We start from the raw sequence: 15,907 nt of genomic DNA on the forward strand, positions 1-15,907 counted from the left end.
AACACCGGAAAGAGCGCCTTCCAGCTAACCGGAGGGCGTTCGCCGGTGAGCCAAGTCGATACACGGCGTATCACTGCAAATTCAGGCTTTTGGATAAGCCTTTTCCAGCCCACCTGAACGGACAAGCCCGATGCGGAACGCCTGATAGGCGGCGTGCTGGCTGGATTTGGCCGCTTCCATCAGACGGATCTGTAGCCGGGCAGGGGCGCTTGAGCCCAGCCATTCGCCAAGCTTTTCGAGTTTGAGGGAATTCAACAGTTTTGCTGCGGACGCAAGGTCGAGCTGGCGGTACAGGCCTTCAATCAGATTTTCATCCTGCGTAGCATTTTCCATCAGCAGCAACAGATAGGCTTTCTCGCCTTCGCCGAGGGTCGCCAGCTTTTCGGCAACGGAATCACGGGCGGGAAACGGGGCGGGTGTACCGTTCATCTCTAGGCTTTCTTCAATTCACAACGGGTCAATCTGGAAAATGATTACCGGCCGAGGCTGGGGCAAAACTGGATTCAGCCGCAAGGTTGGCACAGTCTTGCTGATGCTAATGGAGAATATTCGAATGTGATGGCGGACTGATATTGCCGAATAGGCGTTCGAGTGTTTTTGGAGTGGAGATACCGATGGCCCAGCTTTCGATCTGCATGCCGAGCAACCGGCCGTGGGCAACCTCGCGCAGCGCGATCGAGAGTGCGCTCGCCTATGCTGAGAAAACCGGCGCGCTGCTGATTGTGTCCGACAATTCCCGAGACCCGGAAAAACGCGCGTTTCTTCAAAACCGTTCGCCCAATCTGCTTTACCATTATTCGTCAAGCGAGGATGCGTCAGGTAACGGTCTGGAAGCCCTGTCTTTGGCTGATACGCCGTTCGTGATGCCGATGGGCGACGATGATCACATCCAATTCAGCGCCGATGAAACACCGGTCGATCTTTCATTGCTGCCGGATGATGTTGTCGGCGTCCGGCCGCAAACGCAGATCTGGACGGCAGAGAACGGGGTTTGCCAGACGGAGTGCTATACGGTCGACGCCGCGTCACCAGCGGAACGGTTGCACGAATTCACCCGCAAGGTAATGGGCAATAACAGCATTTATTACAGCATATACCGGACCGGTGCTTTCGTGCCGTTGCTGCGGCTTTTCACGCAGGCACATCCAACCAATGGCGGCTATTGTGACTGGAGCCTGACGTTTGCATTGATCACTGCCGGCAGAGTGGTTCATGATCCATCTCTGATCTACCGGTACGACCTCGGCATATGGGCGACGGAGAACGGGATTGCTGAGGCCACCAGCAATCTTTACGTCAAGGCTGGGCTTCCGGCGGATAGTGAAAAATATGCCGCCCTTTTGCGATTTCTAGACGTGCATGTTTTCGCGATTCGTCCCTCGCTGCGGCTGGCTCCGGCGGAACGTGACGAGGTGCTCCTGATGAACGGCCGTCTTGCCTTGGCGGCATTTCTGCAGAGCGTCCGGACCAATGGCGCAGATTATGACGAGGTGGTGGTCTATCTCGCGGAGCTGATCGAACAGGAGCGGAACATCGAATCGATTTTCCATCTCGCGCTTTTGATGGCCGATTGTATCAAGCCCGGTTTGAAGGATGGCTACATCCGCTTCTTCAAGGCCGCGGCCGCGGCCTGAAAGGTACGCGCCTGAAAAAATCAGGTTGAAACACGAAGGGCCTGAAAATCAGCTGATTTTTCAGGCCCTTCGTGTTGATGACGATGTTCTTCTCAGCCGCGGCGGCGGCCGCGCTCGCGGGCGGGTGCGGATGGACCTTCATTGGCTGTTTTGTTGCGCATCGGGCCGATGCGCTCGACGATGGCTTCGACGGTCGGCCGATCCCCCGGTATATAGGTGTCAAGCGCGACGCGCATGGCTGCCAGATGTTCGCAGGACGTCCCACAGCAGCCGCCGATGATCTTGGCGCCGGCATCGCGGGCAAGGCGGGCATAATCGGCCATCAGCGGTGGTGTGCCGGAATAATAGATTTCCGAACCACGGAATTCCGGAATGCCGCAATTGCCCTTGATGATGATGCTTGCCTCTGGATTGGCGTCCGTCATGTCGAGCAGCGAGGAGAGGATGTCGGAAGCGCCGACGCCGCAATTGGCGCCGGTTGCGACCGGACCACCGCCGATATCCTGGGCAACGGCGAACATGTCCTTCGGGTGCAGACCCATCATCGTCTTGCCGGCCGTGTCGAACGATCCTGTGTAGACGTAGGGAAGCCCGACCTTGACGGCGGCTTCGGCTGCTGCCCTGATTTCATCAGGAGCCGACATTGTCTCGATCCAGGCAACTTCCGCACCACCAGCCTTCAAGCCTTCGATCTGTTCGACGAATGCCTCGACAGCATCTTCGTAGCTCATGGCGCCAAGCGGGATCAGCAGTTCGCCGGTCGGGCCGACGGAGCCGGCGGTGATCACCTTGCGCGGTGCCTTGTCGGCAACGGCACGGGCGATCTCGGCGGCGCGCTTGTTGAGATCGTGAACGCGATCCTGCGCCTGATGCAGTTTCAGGCGATGGCGCGTGCCGCCGAACGAATTGGTCAAAATGATATCGGCGCCGGCATCGACGAAATCCTGATGCAGCTTGGTAATGTTCTCGGGCTTGGATTCGTTCCAGAGTTCCGGTGCTTCGCCCGCTTCCAGTCCCATCGCAAACAACGAGGTGCCTGTCGCACCATCGGCGAGGAGCACGCCCTTTTCGGCGAGCAGGTCGGAAAGCGGATTGGCGTGCACGGTCATGGGGGATCCTGATCTCATCGGGTTTTGCAACCATATAAAGATATCCTTATATGATTGCAAGAGTGTCGCCGTACGATGATCTCAGTCGGCATTGTGCCGCAGGTTGCAGCGTGCTGCCATGTTCAGCCCGAAAACGGCGAGGGCAAGGAGCATCCACATAGGATCGGCGCGGTTGAGGATGAAGGATTCAAGCATGCCGTTGTAGGTCATGAAGATGACGACCATCACGCAGAATTCCGAGAAATTGCGGCTACCTCTGCGGCGGGCGGCGCGGAGGTAGTCGACGAGCGGTTTTACGAAGAGAAGCAGGATCATCACAGCGCCGCCCGGAATGCCGAACGTCAGCAACGCGTCGAGATAGGCGTTGTGGGCCGATACGATGCCACGCACGTCCCAGTCCGCTTCGAAATTGGCCTCCATGCCCCGAATGACCGGCGATTGCCAGAAGCTGGCATAGCCATGGCCAAACCAGGGATGTGCGGCGATGCTCTCGGATGCAAACTGCCAGATCGCATCGCGGCCCGTGAATGTCGGATCGTTCAGCACGGCTGCGGTCATCGCAAGAAAGCCGGGGGAGTAGATTGTCCCGACGGTTAGGCAGGTGACAAGCACTGCGAGACACAGGTGTGAGATGACGATTGCGGCTGGGCTGCGGATGGCGCTGCCGCACAGCACGATACCGATCGCCAATGGCAGGAAGCCGATCGTTGTCTTCGAGCCGGTATGAAGAACGAAGATGACGGCCAGCAGTGTGATGGCCCATCCGCGCAGGCGCGCGCCTGACCGGATGCAGTAGATACCGAACATTGCGAGCACCGAAAAAACCGGGGCCGATACGTTCTTGTGCGAGAGATGGCCGCGCCAGTAGCCGGCGTGCCATGACTCCAACGCGGACGCCTGATGGATCGCTCTTTCGGGCAAGAGCACGAGCGCTGCGTAGTTGATGATGAGCAGCAGCAGCACCGCATTCGCGCAAGCCTCGACAAAGTCTTTCTCGCTGCGCGGTAGGACCAGCACGCCGGCGACCATGAGCATGGCGACGAGGCTGAGGGTGACGCCGCGTGCCGAAGCATTCGGGTCGTAGGACTGCATGCACGAGAAATAGGCGATGGCAAAAACGATCAGCCAACTTGGTGAGATCAGTTGCAGCAGTGTTCGGGGGGGAACGGAGCCCAGCATGAAAAAGACGAACAGCCCGCCCAATCCGAGATAGCCGATCTGGTTGACGACATTGGCCGTGCCCCCACCATCGGCCTCGGAAACAACATCTCCCATGAAGGGATTAAGGGTCAAGATCATGATGAACAGGCCGAAACCCGCAAGAAAGGTCGTTACGACCCGCATTACCACGGCGGCCCCTTCGGGCACCTCTCGCGGTATGGCTATTCTGGCGTCTGCGTTGCGCAAGGCGTAGTGTCCGTGACGGTAAAGATTGCCGTGACCGTCGCCACCCGTCCATTCCCGGAGTGGCCAGCGTCCAGCCACATAACATCAGCCTGTAAACGGGTTTGGCGGCTTGACCGCACAGTGCATTCACATGGTTAAATCGGCGTAAAGATACTTTCGCCGGCAGGTTCATCCTGACGTTGGTGCAGGTATCGCCTGTCAAATTTATTTACCTATCTGGCGGATTTCTGGCGCCGCCGTAGTCCGGTTAACGCAAAATTTCGGGGCGTCGTAGGACGCTTTCTCCATCATTGATGCGCGTTGTGCGTGCATGTTGTACGTAGTGGGTGGAGCCAGCAGGGTCATGATCAGTATCAAAATCCGCAATGAACCTGCGTCCGCAGCAAGCGGCGGTGCAGGCCCGTCTAGAGTTCGGTTTGCTGTTCTTGATTCCTGGCGAGGTATCTGCGCGCTGCTGGTCGCGATGATGCATTTTCCTGCGTCCGGACCACTGTCGGAAAGCCTTATTGTTCGCAATGCCTATCTGTTTGTGGATTACTTTTTCGTGCTGTCCGGCTTCGTCATCGCGCACCGCTATCGTTCCAGTCTTTCCACCCGCGCCGCCTATCTCCGGTTTGCAATCGTGCGGTTTGGCCGCGTGTACCCGCTGCATCTGGCTGTGCTTGCGATTTTCGTCATATTCGAATTGCTGAGGCTGACGGTGCCGGCGTTGCGGGGAGACGGTGCGGCGCCTTTCTCCGACGGCAACAGTCTCAGCGAACTGATCAACAGCCTCCTGCTTCTCAACGGGATCGGAATGGACGTGCGCCTGACCTGGAATAGTCCCAGCTGGAGCATTTCGGCCGAGGTCTGGACCTATCTCCTGTTTGGTCTTGCTGTCCTGTCGTTCGGCCGCCGCCACTGGATTGTCTTCATTCCGGTGATCATCGCCGGGATGGCGGCCATCTATGCCTGGTCACCGAACCATATGGACACGACATGGCATCTCGGCTTTGTCCGCTGCCTCTACGGTTTTTCACTGGGCGCACTGCTCTATCATGTCTTCGGGCCGGTGCTGGTCGCCCGCCATCTGGGTGCGGCCACGCCGCACGTCACATCATTTATTGCAACATGCGTCGAACTTCTGGCGCTGGGCGCCATTCTCGGGTTTGTCGCTCTGGCCGGCAAGGGGCCGGTGAACATTCTGGCGCCCTGGGTATTCGCGCTTGCCATCTGCGTGTTCAGTTATGAGGGCGGTGCGCTCAGCCGCATTCTCAACCGGCCAGTTTTCCTGTGGCTGGGCACGTTTTCCTACGGGATCTACATGGTCCACATTTTCGTTCAGGCCCGCATGATTAATGCCGGCAGCGTCCTCGAGAAAATAACGGGACAGTCATTCGTCGGCGCATTTTCGATCGGGCGGGAAGAATTCTTCGGGTTCGGTATTCGGGGAGCCGCTTTCGGCACGGTCATGACGCTGGCGATGGTCATTCTCGTCGTCGTCACTGCGCTTGTCGCACATTTCGCCATCGAGAAGCCGGGTATTCGTCTGTCGAAAGCGCTGGCGGACAGGATGGGTGGAGCACCGCGCCAGAAAGGGACGGGACAGGCCGGATTGTCCGCCCTGTCCTCCTGATAAGAGTTTTCTTCAAGCTGCTTGCAGCTGATGGCCGATTGGCGTCACCATTGCGGAAATGATCGTGCCAAGATCCAGCGAGCCGACCGGCTTGCCATTGGTATCGACGACATGTGCAACATTCAGGTTGGCGAGGGTCATCATCCGCGCGGCACTTTCGAGCACGGTTCCGATCGCGATGGGCATCCCTTCGGCATTGCCCGAGAGCGGTTTCATGATCGTTTCGACATTGATGACGCGGCCTCGGTTCACTTCCTTGACGAAGGCGGTGATATATTCATCGGCCGGCTTCAGGACGATCTCCTGGCCGGTGCCTTGCTGGATCACCTTGCCGTCGCGCAGGATGGCGATCTTGTCACCCAGCCGAAGGGCTTCGTCGAGATCGTGGGTGATGAACACCACGGTCTTTTTCAGCTCCTTCTGGAGGTCGAGCAGAACAGTCTGCATGTCGACACGGATCAGCGGATCGAGCGCAGAATAGGCTTCGTCCATCAACAGGATGTCGGCGTCGTTCGTCAGCGCCCGGGCAAGACCGACACGCTGCTGCATGCCGCCCGAGAGTTGGTTGGGATAGTGGTTCTCGAAGCCCTTGAGGCCAACGCGCTCGATCCAGCCCTGCGCCCGCTTGCGGCTCTCCGCATCCGGAACTCCCTGGATTTCCAGGCCATAGATTGTGTTCTCGATGATCGTGCGATGCGGTAGCAGCGCGAATTTCTGAAACACCATCGCAGTCTTATGGCGGCGGAATTCGCGAAGGTCGTTTTCATTCATCTTGCAGACGTCGACGCCATCATAGAGCACTTCACCCGCCGTTGGATCGATCAGGCGATTGATGTGGCGGATAAGGGTCGATTTTCCTGAACCTGACAAGCCCATGACAACCATGATGCCGCCGGCGGGCATGGAGATGTTGATGTTCTGCAAGCCCAACACATGGCCATGTTTTTCATTCAGTTCGGTCTTGCCTAGTCCGGCCTTGACCTGGTCGATGAATTCGCGGCCGCGGGGTCCGAAGATCTTGTAGAGGTTCTTCACCTCGATCGCGTGACTAGCCATGGATGACCTCCGAGTGCTTTTGCAGCCGCTTGCCGTAGGCTTGGCTGGTACGATCAAAAATGATGGCGATCGCAACGAGGGCGAAGCCATTGAAGAAACCGACGGTGAAGAACTGGTTGTTGATCGCCTGCAGCACGTTGCGGCCAAGACCGCCGACGCCGACCATCGAGGCAACCACGACCATCGCGAGGGACATCATGATTGTCTGGTTGATACCAGCCATGATGGTTGGAAGCGCTAGCGGCATCTGCACGTTTTTCAGCCGTTGCCACGGCGAAGAACCAAATGCATCAGCTGCTTCCAGCACTTCCTTGTCGACCAGGCGGATGCCAAGGTTGGTGAGGCGGATCATCGGTGGCACGGCATAGATGACGACAGCGATCAACCCGGGAACCTTGCCGATACCGAAGATCATGACGACTGGGATCAGATAGACGAAGCTCGGCATCGTCTGCATGACGTCGAGGATCGGATTGATGATCGACTGGGCGCGCTCGGAGCGAGCCATCAGGATGCCGATCGGGATGCCGACGATGATGGCGATGAACGTACAGACCGTAACCATGGCCAGCGTCACCATCGTGTCGTTCCACAGACCGACAAGGCCGATCAGCAGCATGGAGACGATGGTGCCAATAGTGATCCTGATATCGCGGCTACCATAATAGACAATCGCGACCATGACGGCCAAAATAACGATCCAGGGTGAGCTGACGAACAATTTTTCGAGGTAGTTCAAAAACCATTGAAGCGGCTGGACGAGCGCATCGATGACATTGACATATTCGCGGACGAGGGCCTTGAAGCCGTCATCGACGCTTTTTCGAGCCATTCGGATTGTCGTATCATTGATCGCCGGAAATTTACAAAGCAGATCTGGCAAGTAACTGCATATTGCCATGTCGTTCCCCTTTTTGCCGGAAGTTTTATAGTGCCGGCTGCGTCGACGATGCCTGTTTGAGGCCGCGCGCAGACTTGGGTGGTTTCTTTCCGAACCCCGGCATATCGAGAATGTGACAGCTTTTCGCCCCTGGCGACTATACCGTTTGCGACGATTTTCGTTTTCACATCCGTATCTGATGGAAATACCGGCGGCATTTCATGTCGCCGGTATCGGGATTTGCTGTTTGCCGCGGCGATTTGGCGTGCCGGGTTGGTAGCCGAAAGCCGACAGCGAAATCTGCTCCGCTGCCGCAGGGCAAGCCGTTAGAGGGCTGCCTTAACCTTTTCGGCGACGTCCGGAGCGACCCACTTGGTCCACATGTCCGGATAGGTTTCCAGGAAGTGCTTGGCAGCATCTTCGTTGGTACCCTGGTTATCGGTCATCCAGGCGAGAACCTGGTTGACAGTGCCGTTATCCCATTTGCGGGTCTTGACGTAGTCCATGGCGACGCCAGCCTTTTCGGAAAACGCCTTGGTGACGACGGTGTAGACGTCTGAGGTCGGATAGGAGTTGACCTTCGGATCCGGGCAATCCGGAACCGCTGTGCAGGCGTCCCAGTCAGCCTTGTTGTGCTCGACGCCGAAGCTCAGCCGCGTCATTTGATACTTGCCGAGAATGGCTGTCGGAGCCCAATAATAGCCGAGCCAGCCCGACTTCTTTTCAAAGGCGTTGGAGATCGACCCATCGAGACCCGCTGCCGACCCGGTATCAACCAACTCGAAACCCAGCTTCTCGGCGCCCAGTGCCTTGTAGAGATTGGCCGTCGAAACCTGGCAATTCCAGCCTGACGGGCAGTTGATGACGGCAGCCTTTGAGGGGTCTTCCGGTGCAGGGAAGAGTTCCGGATGCTTCAGCGCGTCCTGAACTGTCTTGATATCCGGGTGCGCGTCAGCGAGGAATTTCGGAATCCACCAGCCTTCGACGCCGCCTTCGCTCAAGAGCGGCGCTGCCTCGATCAAGCGGCCTTCCTTGATGGCGGCATCCAGCGGCGTGCGCACGGCATTGACCCACAATTCCGGCGCCATGTCCGGCTGCGCCTTCTCATTCATGGAGGTGAAGGTCGGCATGGTGTCACCGGTAACGAGCGTTACCGTGCAGCCATAGCCGTTTTCGAGAATGTATTTGTCGACCCAAGCAGCGACACCGGCCGACGCCCAGTTCATTTCGGCAATGCTGACTTCGCCGCATTCTGCGGCTTGAGCGGAACCGGCCAGTGCATAAATGCCGGTAGCGATGATGGTGGAAGCGAGGAGCTTCTTCATGTTTAAGACCTCCCAGTCTTATATGCAGCCAAAATCTTGGGGCCCATCGGGATACTGCATCTCCCGGAAACCCGATCGTTCAGGTTGAAGCAGTCCGGGGGGCTCTTGTGGCAAGGCCGATCTTTCATCCCCGCTGCGACGGTGCTGGAGTTTTTTTGTCTGGCCGCGGAACTCTGTCGCCAGCCATCTCTCTTTTTACCGTTAAGGGCAGCGTAAGTATTCCACAGGAGAAATCAACCTCCGGAATCGTTTTAGGCCATGCGGACGGCATTTGCGGGGTGCCGGAAGGCGCGCGCAAGCTGTTGAATTTTAATGAGCCGGGCAAGATTTTTGTGCAAATGCGCCGCTCTTGAGCGCAAAATTAGCACCGCTTCACACAAGAGTTGCGGAGCGTGTTTTATCCCAGACAAATTGTGTCCCGTATGCGCCTTCACATCGATTTTCATGTGTCGTGAAAAAAAGTGAAAAAAAAGACGGAATTCACCTTTGATTAAGCTCCTGCTAACCATCCGGTAACACTGTCAGGCTAATTGTTTTCCTGCGGCAGGGATACTTGGCCGCCCGGCTGGATTAGGTTTTGCGTCCCGGCCGGAGCGATCTCCGGGTGTATGCCGGAGTGGCCATGTGTAGCTTTGGCAGACCGCACGGTTCCGGAAGGAGCGGGTGCGGTTTTCGCATTTCCGGCGCCTTTCTCGATTGGTTGGCATAAAAAAACCGCGCCGTCCGAAGACAGGCGCGGTTCGAATTGTCAGTCTGGGAGGAGAGTGTGTGTCAGCCGACGCTGCGGGTCCGGATGAAACCGAGCGGGCCGAAGGGGGCGGACATGACCGTGTTGCGGACGCGCGACTGGCTGTCGGGTACCTTCGAATTCCAGGCGATCTGAACGAAATTGGGCTTGCTGAAGATGAACAACATCGGGGTGTGACCTTGGGTGTGGAGCGCCTTTCGCTCCGTGCTTTGATAGTGCTGATATAGTCCTGTTGGGGCGGAATACAACGAGTATTTTCGCCACGATATGTCGCTTTTTGGATGGTTTGCCATGCGTGTCATACAAGCCTTGCGGCAGCCTGAAATATCGCGTGAAAAACGGGTGCGAAAGACGGCAAAAATGCGGCGGAATATGGCTTTTATTGCGGTTGGGGCAATGCTAGAGGATGGGCCATGACAAAGACGATCATGCTCCAGGGAACCGGCTCCGATGTCGGAAAAACGGTACTCGTGGCGGGGCTCTGCCGCATCGCAGCCAATCGCGGCCTGAAAGTCGCTCCGTTCAAGCCGCAGAACATGTCGAACAATGCAGCTGTATCCGACGATGGTGGTGAGATCGGCCGCGCACAATGGCTGCAATCGATGGCGGCGCGCATCCCGTCGTCGGTGCATATGAACCCGGTTCTGCTCAAACCTCAGTCGGAGACCGGTAGCCAGATCATCGTTCAGGGCAGGGTGGCCGGGCAGGCGAGAGGACGCGATTACCAAGCCTTGAAGCCGAAGCTGATGGGCGCCGTCATGGAAAGCTTCGAGGCGGTGCGGTCAGGCACCGATCTGGTGGTGGTCGAAGGGGCGGGATCGCCGGCCGAAATCAACCTGCGTTCCGGCGATATCGCTAATATGGGATTTGCCACCCGCGCCAATGTGCCGGTCGTGCTGGTTGGCGATATTGATCGCGGCGGCGTCATTGCTTCGCTGGTCGGCACGCACACTATTCTGTCTGGCGAAGACCGTGCCATGATCTGCGGCTATATTATCAACAAGTTCCGGGGTGACGTGTCGCTGTTTGACGATGGCATTGCGGCGGTCAACGGTTTTACCGGCTGGCCGTGCTTCGGCGTCGTGCCGTGGCTGAAGAGTGCCGCCCGCCTGCCGGCGGAAGATTCCGTCGTTCTCGAAAAGCTGGCACGTGGAACGGGCAGGGCGTTGAAGGTTGCCGTGCCGGTTCTGTCACGCATCGCCAATTTCGACGATCTCGATCCTCTGGCTGCCGAACCAGAGGTCGATCTGGTCTTTGTGCGGCCCGGTGAGCGCATTCCTGCCGATGCCGGTCTTGTCGTCATACCCGGATCGAAGGCAACAATTGCCGATCTTGCGGATTTTCGGGCTCAAGGCTGGGACCGCGATTTGCAGGCGCATGTGCGGCGTAGTGGCCGTGTCATCGGCATTTGCGGTGGATACCAGATGCTGGGAGACCGGGTCACCGATCCGCATGGTATCGAAGGCAATGTCGGCGAAATCCCAGGGCTTGGCCTTCTGGCAGTCGAAACGGAGATGGCGCCGGAAAAGACGGTGCGCAACAGCAGGGCCCGCTCGGCGATCTACGATGTTGCGCTGGAAGGTTATGAAATCCACCTCGGTCGCACCACCGGCTCCGATTGTAACCGCCCGGCCGTGATTATCGATGGCCGCCCGGATGGCGCGGTCTCGGCAGATGGCATGGTCAGCGGAACTTATCTGCATGGGCTGTTTGCCAGCGACGCTTATCGCGCGGCGCTGCTTAAAAGCTTCGGTATCGAGGGGGGCGGCGAAAACTATCGGCTTTCAGTTGACCGTGCGCTCGACGACGTCGCGGCCGAACTGGAGGCGGTGCTGGATCCGCGCTGGCTGGATGGATTGATGCCGTCCTGACAGGCACGCCTTGCCTCAAATCTCTCCCGATGCCTCGCGCCGCCTGCGGTCCAGCTCTTCGCTGTAGCGGCGCAACGTATGGCTTTCCGTCAAAAGGCCGACGACGCGCCGTTCGATGAGGTTGTTGACCACGGCCAGCGCATCGCTCTCCGTGGTGTCGAACAGGGAGGCCGCCTGCTTGGCATTCATGTTCGGCTGCAGGAAATCGTTGGGAAGTCGGACAAAGCCCGAAAGCCCCTGCTTTTCCTCGCTGGCCTCGATGGGGCTGGCATAGACTTCGGGAACCTGGATGATGCCGGCATATTTCGCGCCATCGACGACGACGACGCGTTGTGTTGATCCGAGCGGAAAATCGCGGCGAAAATCCTCCAGCGTTGCGTGGGCGTCGATGGTGCGGACATCGGTACGCATCAGGCGGCCGACCGTCAGGTTACGGATCCAGCCGACATCATGGGCGCTCCGGATGCTTTCGCCGCGCAGATGAAAACGCCAAGTGGCGAACGAGTAGCCGAAGGTGGTTCTGACCACGAGCGATGAGGTGATCACGGCTGCGAGGACCAGAACGGTGATCGGAAAATCACCGGTGATTTCCAGCGCCAGGAAGGTCATGGTCAATGGCCCGCCGATGACGGCGACCGCCAGCGCGCTCATGCCGACAACGGCATAGATGACCGGTGTCAACGTTGCATGGGCAAAGATGTAGGGCGCAGAAAAGGCAAACAGCTTGCCGAGCAGCGCACCCATAAACAGCGAGGCAAAGAACAGGCCGCCACGAAATCCTGAACCGATCGAGACGGCCGAGGCGAGCGATTTCAGGAGGAACAGACCGATCAACATCGGGATCGCCGGCGAACTGGCGAGATTGAGGTGCAAGGCGCCGTGACCGGCCGAAAGAACCTGCGGTGAGACCAGCGCCAGAAGGCCAACGACGACACCACCAAGCGCAGGCCGCATCGGCGCAGGGATCGAACTGCGGCGGGCAAGACCCTCGACCAGCGAGACACCCTTCATCAACAGGATGCCCATGCCGGCACAGAAGCAGCCGAGCAGCAATGCTGGCAGATAGTCGGCCGGAACGACCGCGCCGAACTGCCCGACATCGATGGTGAAATCACCGGCATAGAGCCATCGGGCGACGAGATTGGCGATCAATGCGGATACGACGACCGGCGTCAGCGACACGATCGTATAGGTGCCGATGATCAGCTCGAACGCATAGAAGGCGCCAGTCAAGGGTGCGTTGAACGCGGCGGCGATGGCTCCGGCGGCGCCACAGCCGACCAGCGTGCGCAGATCCGAGCGGCGAAGCTGCAGCGAAACGCCGAGCTTGGAGGCGATGCCGGACGCAAGCTGGGTGTACCCGGCCTCAAGCCCGACAGAGGCGCCAAAGCCGTTGGAGATCAGGTTCTGGACCGCGACGATGATGCTGTCGGTCAAGGACAGCCGGCCGCCATGCAGGGCGTTGGCCTCGATCGGGTCGACCATTGGCTTTTTACGCCACGACGCCAGAAGAAGCATCACAAGGCCAAGAATGATCCCGCCGACGACCGGCGCGATCAACACCGAGATTTCGCCCCGCAGATCGCTCGCGCTCAACCTTTGTTCGTCGGCAATCCCGAAAATCAGGCTGTGCAGGCGGCTGGATATGATGCTCATCGCGGTCACGGCGAGACCTGACGTGATGCCGACGATCATGCCCGCGACGACCAGGCCGAGTTCACTGCGCCGCGCAAAGGCCCGCATGCGTCCACGGTCAAACAGCAGCGAGAGATAGCCGAGGCGGCGCAGGTCGAATTTGGGTATCATCTTCAGCTTCATTGCCAGGCCATCCAGTCTCCGCGCCGTCCTAGAAGGCATGGCATTGGAGATCAAGTGAAGTCTTGATCACATCACGCTAAACCGAGGTGGCGGAGATAGTGTCGCAATTGACTTGATCCAGGTGAGCGCCTAATCATCAGTCATTGGATGGTTCCCGATATGCTTGTGCATGCCGGGAGTAAATGGGAATGCGACGGGCCGGACCCAAGCCGGGCGTCCTTATCGCAGCCGACCCCGCGACTGTAGAACGGTCAGGGTTCACCATTCGGGAAAGCCGGTGCTTCCGGACTGTCCGCATTCGCGGCAGCGGCACGCATCGGCCCAACCGGAAAAGCCACTGGAGTGGCATTACGATCAGCCGGGGCCGGACGCCTCTATTGTCTACGAATCGTCCACCTCTTCGTGATGCCTGCCGATTGCGGTCAAGCAATCTGGCGCAAACCTCCGGGAAGGCGAGGTGGGCCCGTTCGTCCCTTTGGGGACGTGGCGCCGTGAGCCAGGAGACCTGCCATCCTCAAGAGCCCCATCTTAGCGAGGGGCTCGCACGATCCAGGGAGAGATACTCCCGATGCCAGCACGGAGGTTGTCATGGCTTTATCATCCCGTTCCCCGAACGGCCCGTTTTGCATTGCCGCGCTTTTTCGCTTGCGTGGTCCATTGGTCTGCCTACTTCCCGGCGCGCGCTGAGGCCAGGACCATTCCATGACATCGAAACAATCAGGCAGCACGCTGGTTCTCGGCGGCGCTCGTTCCGGCAAATCCACTTTCGCTGAAAAACTTGTGACGGCGTCGGGTCTCAATATGCATTACGTCGCGACAGGAAGAGCCTGGGACGGCGAGATGCAGGCAAGGATTGCCGAGCATCGCGATCGCCGCGGGCCGGACTGGCAAACCCATGAAGAGCCGCTTGAGCTTGCTGCCTGTCTGAAGGCGATCGATGCGCCGGATCGCATCATTCTGATTGATTGCCTGACGCTCTGGGTCACCAATCTGATGATGGAGCACCGGGATATCGCGGCGGAATTTGAACGGCTTGCGGCTTATGTGCCGCAGGCCAAGGCCCGGCTGGTTTTCGTGTCCAACGAGGTCGGGCTTGGCATCGTGCCGGAGAACCGAATGGCGCGCGATTTTCGCGACCATGCCGGCCGGCTGCACCAGATCATTGCGGAGATATCCGCTGACGTCTATTTTATCGCGGCTGGATTGCCGCTGAAAATGAAGGGTTGATCCATGACCAATGAAAAAGCCGCCCACGGCAAGATTCCTGCCACCGTCATCACCGGCTTCCTCGGCGCCGGCAAGACGACGATGATCCGCAACATCCTGCAGAATGCGGAAGGACGCCGCATCGCGCTGATCATCAACGAGTTCGGCGATCTCGGCGTCGATGGCGAGGTGCTGAAGGGCTGCGGCGCCGAAGCCTGCAGCGAGGACGATATCATCGAGCTGACCAACGGCTGCATCTGCTGCACCGTCGCCGATGATTTCATCCCGACGATGACCAAGCTGCTTGAGCGTGAAAATCGCCCGGACCATATCGTCATCGAGACGTCCGGCCTGGCGCTGCCGCAGCCGCTGATCGCCGCTTTCAACTGGCCGGATATCCGCAGCGAAGTCACGGTCGACGGTGTCGTTACCGTGGTGGACAGCGCTGCCGTTGCCGCCGGGCGTTTTGCCGACGACCACGACAAGGTCGATGCGCTGCGCGTCAACGACGACAATCTCGATCATGAAAGCCCGATCGAAGAACTGTTCGAAGATCAGCTGACCGCGGCCGACCTGATCATTCTCAACAAAACCGACCTGCTCGATTCGACCGGCCTTGCCTTTGTCCGCAACGAAGTTTCATCGCGCACCAGCCGCAAGCCTGCGATGATCGAGGCAAAGAACGGCGAGGTTTCGGCCGCTGTCCTGCTCGGCCTCGGTGTCGGCACCGAAAACGACCTCGCCAACCGCAAGTCCCATCATGAGATGGAACACGAGGCCGGCGAAGAGCATGATCACGACGAATTCGACAGTTTTGTCGTCGAACTTGGTTCGATCACCGATCCGGCCGTATTCATCGAAAAACTCAAGCCCATCATTGCCGAGCACGACGTACTGCGTCTGAAAGGCTTTGCCGATATCCCCGGCAAACCGATGCGCCTGCTGATCCAGGGCGTCGGCGCCCGTATCGATCAGTATTTCGACCGCCCGTGGGCAGCCGGCGAAGTGCGCCGCACCCGCCTGGTCGTCATCGGTCTGCATGATATGAATGAAGCGGCCGTGCGGGCTGCGATCACAGCGGCGGTTTGATAATGGTGAGCGCGGCGTACCCCCCTCTGTCCTGCCGGACATCTCCCCCACAAGGGGGGAGATCAACAGTGGCTGCCTCGCGCTCAAACCTCTTGGTGCAAGCGTTTCGGCGCCGCTCGGCCCCGATCTCCCCCCTTGTGGGGGAGATG

The 15,907-nt window shown here is 58.7% G+C and carries 14 protein-coding genes and 1 riboswitch; of the genes, 6 read left to right on the top strand and 8 right to left on the bottom strand.

Features of this window, described 5'->3' with window-relative positions; all coding sequences use genetic code 11:
• Positions 1-81: 81 nt before the first annotated feature.
• Positions 82-429 (bottom strand): hypothetical protein, encoded by a 348-nt coding sequence (locus ACSQ3J_RS10300; RefSeq protein ID WP_436039064.1) that lies wholly within the window; start codon positions 427-429, stop codon positions 82-84.
• A gap of 185 nt (positions 430-614) precedes the next feature.
• Here ACSQ3J_RS10300 and ACSQ3J_RS10305 point away from each other — a divergent pair, with 185 nt between their 5' ends.
• Complete coding sequence (locus tag ACSQ3J_RS10305; RefSeq protein ID WP_060506209.1) at positions 615-1,634, top strand: hypothetical protein; 1,020 nt, start codon at positions 615-617, stop codon at positions 1,632-1,634.
• Positions 1,635-1,726: 92 nt separating this feature from the next.
• Here ACSQ3J_RS10305 and bmt read toward each other — a convergent pair whose 3' ends face one another.
• Positions 1,727-2,743, bottom strand: a complete 1,017-nt coding sequence (gene bmt / locus ACSQ3J_RS10310) for a betaine--homocysteine S-methyltransferase (protein WP_060506210.1) — start codon at positions 2,741-2,743, stop codon at positions 1,727-1,729.
• An 81-nt stretch (positions 2,744-2,824) separates the two neighbouring features.
• Entirely contained in the window at positions 2,825-4,087 is a 1,263-nt protein-coding gene (locus tag ACSQ3J_RS10315) for an O-antigen ligase family protein (RefSeq protein WP_436039065.1), read from the bottom strand.
• A 406-nt stretch (positions 4,088-4,493) separates the two neighbouring features.
• Between ACSQ3J_RS10315 and ACSQ3J_RS10320 the strand changes: the two genes are divergently transcribed.
• Positions 4,494-5,765: an acyltransferase family protein gene (locus ACSQ3J_RS10320; protein WP_060506212.1), complete on the top strand. Its 1,272-nt coding sequence runs from the start codon at positions 4,494-4,496 to the stop codon at positions 5,763-5,765.
• Between the two features lie 12 nt (positions 5,766-5,777).
• Here the strand turns inward: ACSQ3J_RS10320 and ACSQ3J_RS10325 are convergent, their stop codons facing one another.
• The 3 genes from ACSQ3J_RS10325 to ACSQ3J_RS10335 form a co-directional block, all read right to left on the bottom strand.
• Complete coding sequence (locus ACSQ3J_RS10325) at positions 5,778-6,821, bottom strand: quaternary amine ABC transporter ATP-binding protein (RefSeq protein WP_060506213.1); 1,044 nt, start codon at positions 6,819-6,821, stop codon at positions 5,778-5,780.
• Positions 6,814-7,722, bottom strand: coding sequence for an ABC transporter permease (locus ACSQ3J_RS10330; protein ID WP_060506214.1), 909 nt, complete (start codon positions 7,720-7,722; stop codon positions 6,814-6,816). The genes ACSQ3J_RS10325 and ACSQ3J_RS10330 overlap by 8 nt, the downstream gene beginning before the upstream one ends.
• 305 nt (positions 7,723-8,027) lie before the next feature.
• The gene (locus tag ACSQ3J_RS10335; protein WP_060506215.1) at positions 8,028-9,026 is read right to left on the bottom strand and encodes an ABC transporter substrate-binding protein; all 999 of its coding nucleotides are present in this window, start codon (positions 9,024-9,026) and stop codon (positions 8,028-8,030) included.
• A gap of 107 nt (positions 9,027-9,133) precedes the next feature.
• On the opposite strand from ACSQ3J_RS10335, the gene ACSQ3J_RS10340 reads away from it, so the two are divergent.
• A complete protein-coding gene (locus ACSQ3J_RS10340) occupies positions 9,134-9,379 on the top strand; it encodes a hypothetical protein (protein WP_156393900.1) in 246 nt (81 codons plus the stop codon).
• Between the two features lie 418 nt (positions 9,380-9,797).
• On the opposite strand, the gene ACSQ3J_RS10345 is transcribed toward ACSQ3J_RS10340, so the two are convergent.
• Entirely contained in the window at positions 9,798-9,941 is a 144-nt protein-coding gene (locus tag ACSQ3J_RS10345; RefSeq protein WP_112834591.1) for a hypothetical protein, read from the bottom strand.
• Between the two features lie 246 nt (positions 9,942-10,187).
• Here ACSQ3J_RS10345 and ACSQ3J_RS10350 point away from each other — a divergent pair, with 246 nt between their 5' ends.
• Positions 10,188-11,645: a cobyric acid synthase gene (locus ACSQ3J_RS10350; protein WP_060506217.1), complete on the top strand. Its 1,458-nt coding sequence runs from the start codon at positions 10,188-10,190 to the stop codon at positions 11,643-11,645.
• A gap of 15 nt (positions 11,646-11,660) precedes the next feature.
• On the opposite strand, the gene ACSQ3J_RS10355 is transcribed toward ACSQ3J_RS10350, so the two are convergent.
• Positions 11,661-13,451 (bottom strand): chloride channel protein, encoded by a 1,791-nt coding sequence (locus ACSQ3J_RS10355; protein ID WP_060506318.1) that lies wholly within the window; start codon positions 13,449-13,451, stop codon positions 11,661-11,663.
• Positions 13,452-13,594: 143 nt separating this feature from the next.
• Positions 13,595-13,990, top strand: a riboswitch (cobalamin riboswitch).
• A 175-nt stretch (positions 13,991-14,165) separates the two neighbouring features.
• Here ACSQ3J_RS10355 and cobU point away from each other — a divergent pair.
• Together cobU and cobW are read left to right on the top strand one after the other, a co-directional pair.
• Entirely contained in the window at positions 14,166-14,690 is a 525-nt protein-coding gene (gene cobU, locus ACSQ3J_RS10360; RefSeq protein ID WP_436039066.1) for a bifunctional adenosylcobinamide kinase/adenosylcobinamide-phosphate guanylyltransferase, read from the top strand.
• Positions 14,691-14,693: 3 nt separating this feature from the next.
• Positions 14,694-15,758: a cobalamin biosynthesis protein CobW gene (gene cobW, locus ACSQ3J_RS10365; RefSeq protein WP_436039067.1), complete on the top strand. Its 1,065-nt coding sequence runs from the start codon at positions 14,694-14,696 to the stop codon at positions 15,756-15,758.
• Positions 15,759-15,907: the final 149 nt, after the last annotated feature.

The organism is Rhizobium sp. LjRoot98 (assembly GCF_964252935.1).
In the GTDB taxonomy this organism is placed as follows: domain Bacteria; phylum Pseudomonadota; class Alphaproteobacteria; order Rhizobiales; family Rhizobiaceae; genus Pararhizobium.

Excerpts from the sequence above, each read along its gene's own strand:
- ACSQ3J_RS10350 (WP_060506217.1), top strand. The coding sequence starts at position 10,188 with ATGACAAAGACGATCATGCTCCAGGGAACCGGCTCCGATGTCGGAAAA.
- bmt (WP_060506210.1), bottom strand. The coding sequence starts at position 2,743 with ATGACCGTGCACGCCAATCCGCTTTCCGACCTGCTCGCCGAAAAGGGC.
- ACSQ3J_RS10320 (WP_060506212.1), top strand. The coding sequence starts at position 4,494 with ATGATCAGTATCAAAATCCGCAATGAACCTGCGTCCGCAGCAAGCGGC.
- ACSQ3J_RS10325 (WP_060506213.1), bottom strand. The coding sequence starts at position 6,821 with ATGGCTAGTCACGCGATCGAGGTGAAGAACCTCTACAAGATCTTCGGA.
- ACSQ3J_RS10300 (WP_436039064.1), bottom strand. The coding sequence starts at position 429 with ATGAACGGTACACCCGCCCCGTTTCCCGCCCGTGATTCCGTTGCCGAA.
- cobU (WP_436039066.1), top strand. The coding sequence starts at position 14,166 with ATGACATCGAAACAATCAGGCAGCACGCTGGTTCTCGGCGGCGCTCGT.
- ACSQ3J_RS10355 (WP_060506318.1), bottom strand. The coding sequence starts at position 13,451 with ATGATACCCAAATTCGACCTGCGCCGCCTCGGCTATCTCTCGCTGCTG.
- cobW (WP_436039067.1), top strand. The coding sequence starts at position 14,694 with ATGACCAATGAAAAAGCCGCCCACGGCAAGATTCCTGCCACCGTCATC.
- ACSQ3J_RS10335 (WP_060506215.1), bottom strand. The coding sequence starts at position 9,026 with ATGAAGAAGCTCCTCGCTTCCACCATCATCGCTACCGGCATTTATGCA.
- ACSQ3J_RS10330 (WP_060506214.1), bottom strand. The coding sequence starts at position 7,722 with ATGGCAATATGCAGTTACTTGCCAGATCTGCTTTGTAAATTTCCGGCG.
- ACSQ3J_RS10345 (WP_112834591.1), bottom strand. The coding sequence starts at position 9,941 with ATGTTGTTCATCTTCAGCAAGCCCAATTTCGTTCAGATCGCCTGGAAT.
- ACSQ3J_RS10305 (WP_060506209.1), top strand. The coding sequence starts at position 615 with ATGGCCCAGCTTTCGATCTGCATGCCGAGCAACCGGCCGTGGGCAACC.
- ACSQ3J_RS10315 (WP_436039065.1), bottom strand. The coding sequence starts at position 4,087 with ATGCGGGTCGTAACGACCTTTCTTGCGGGTTTCGGCCTGTTCATCATG.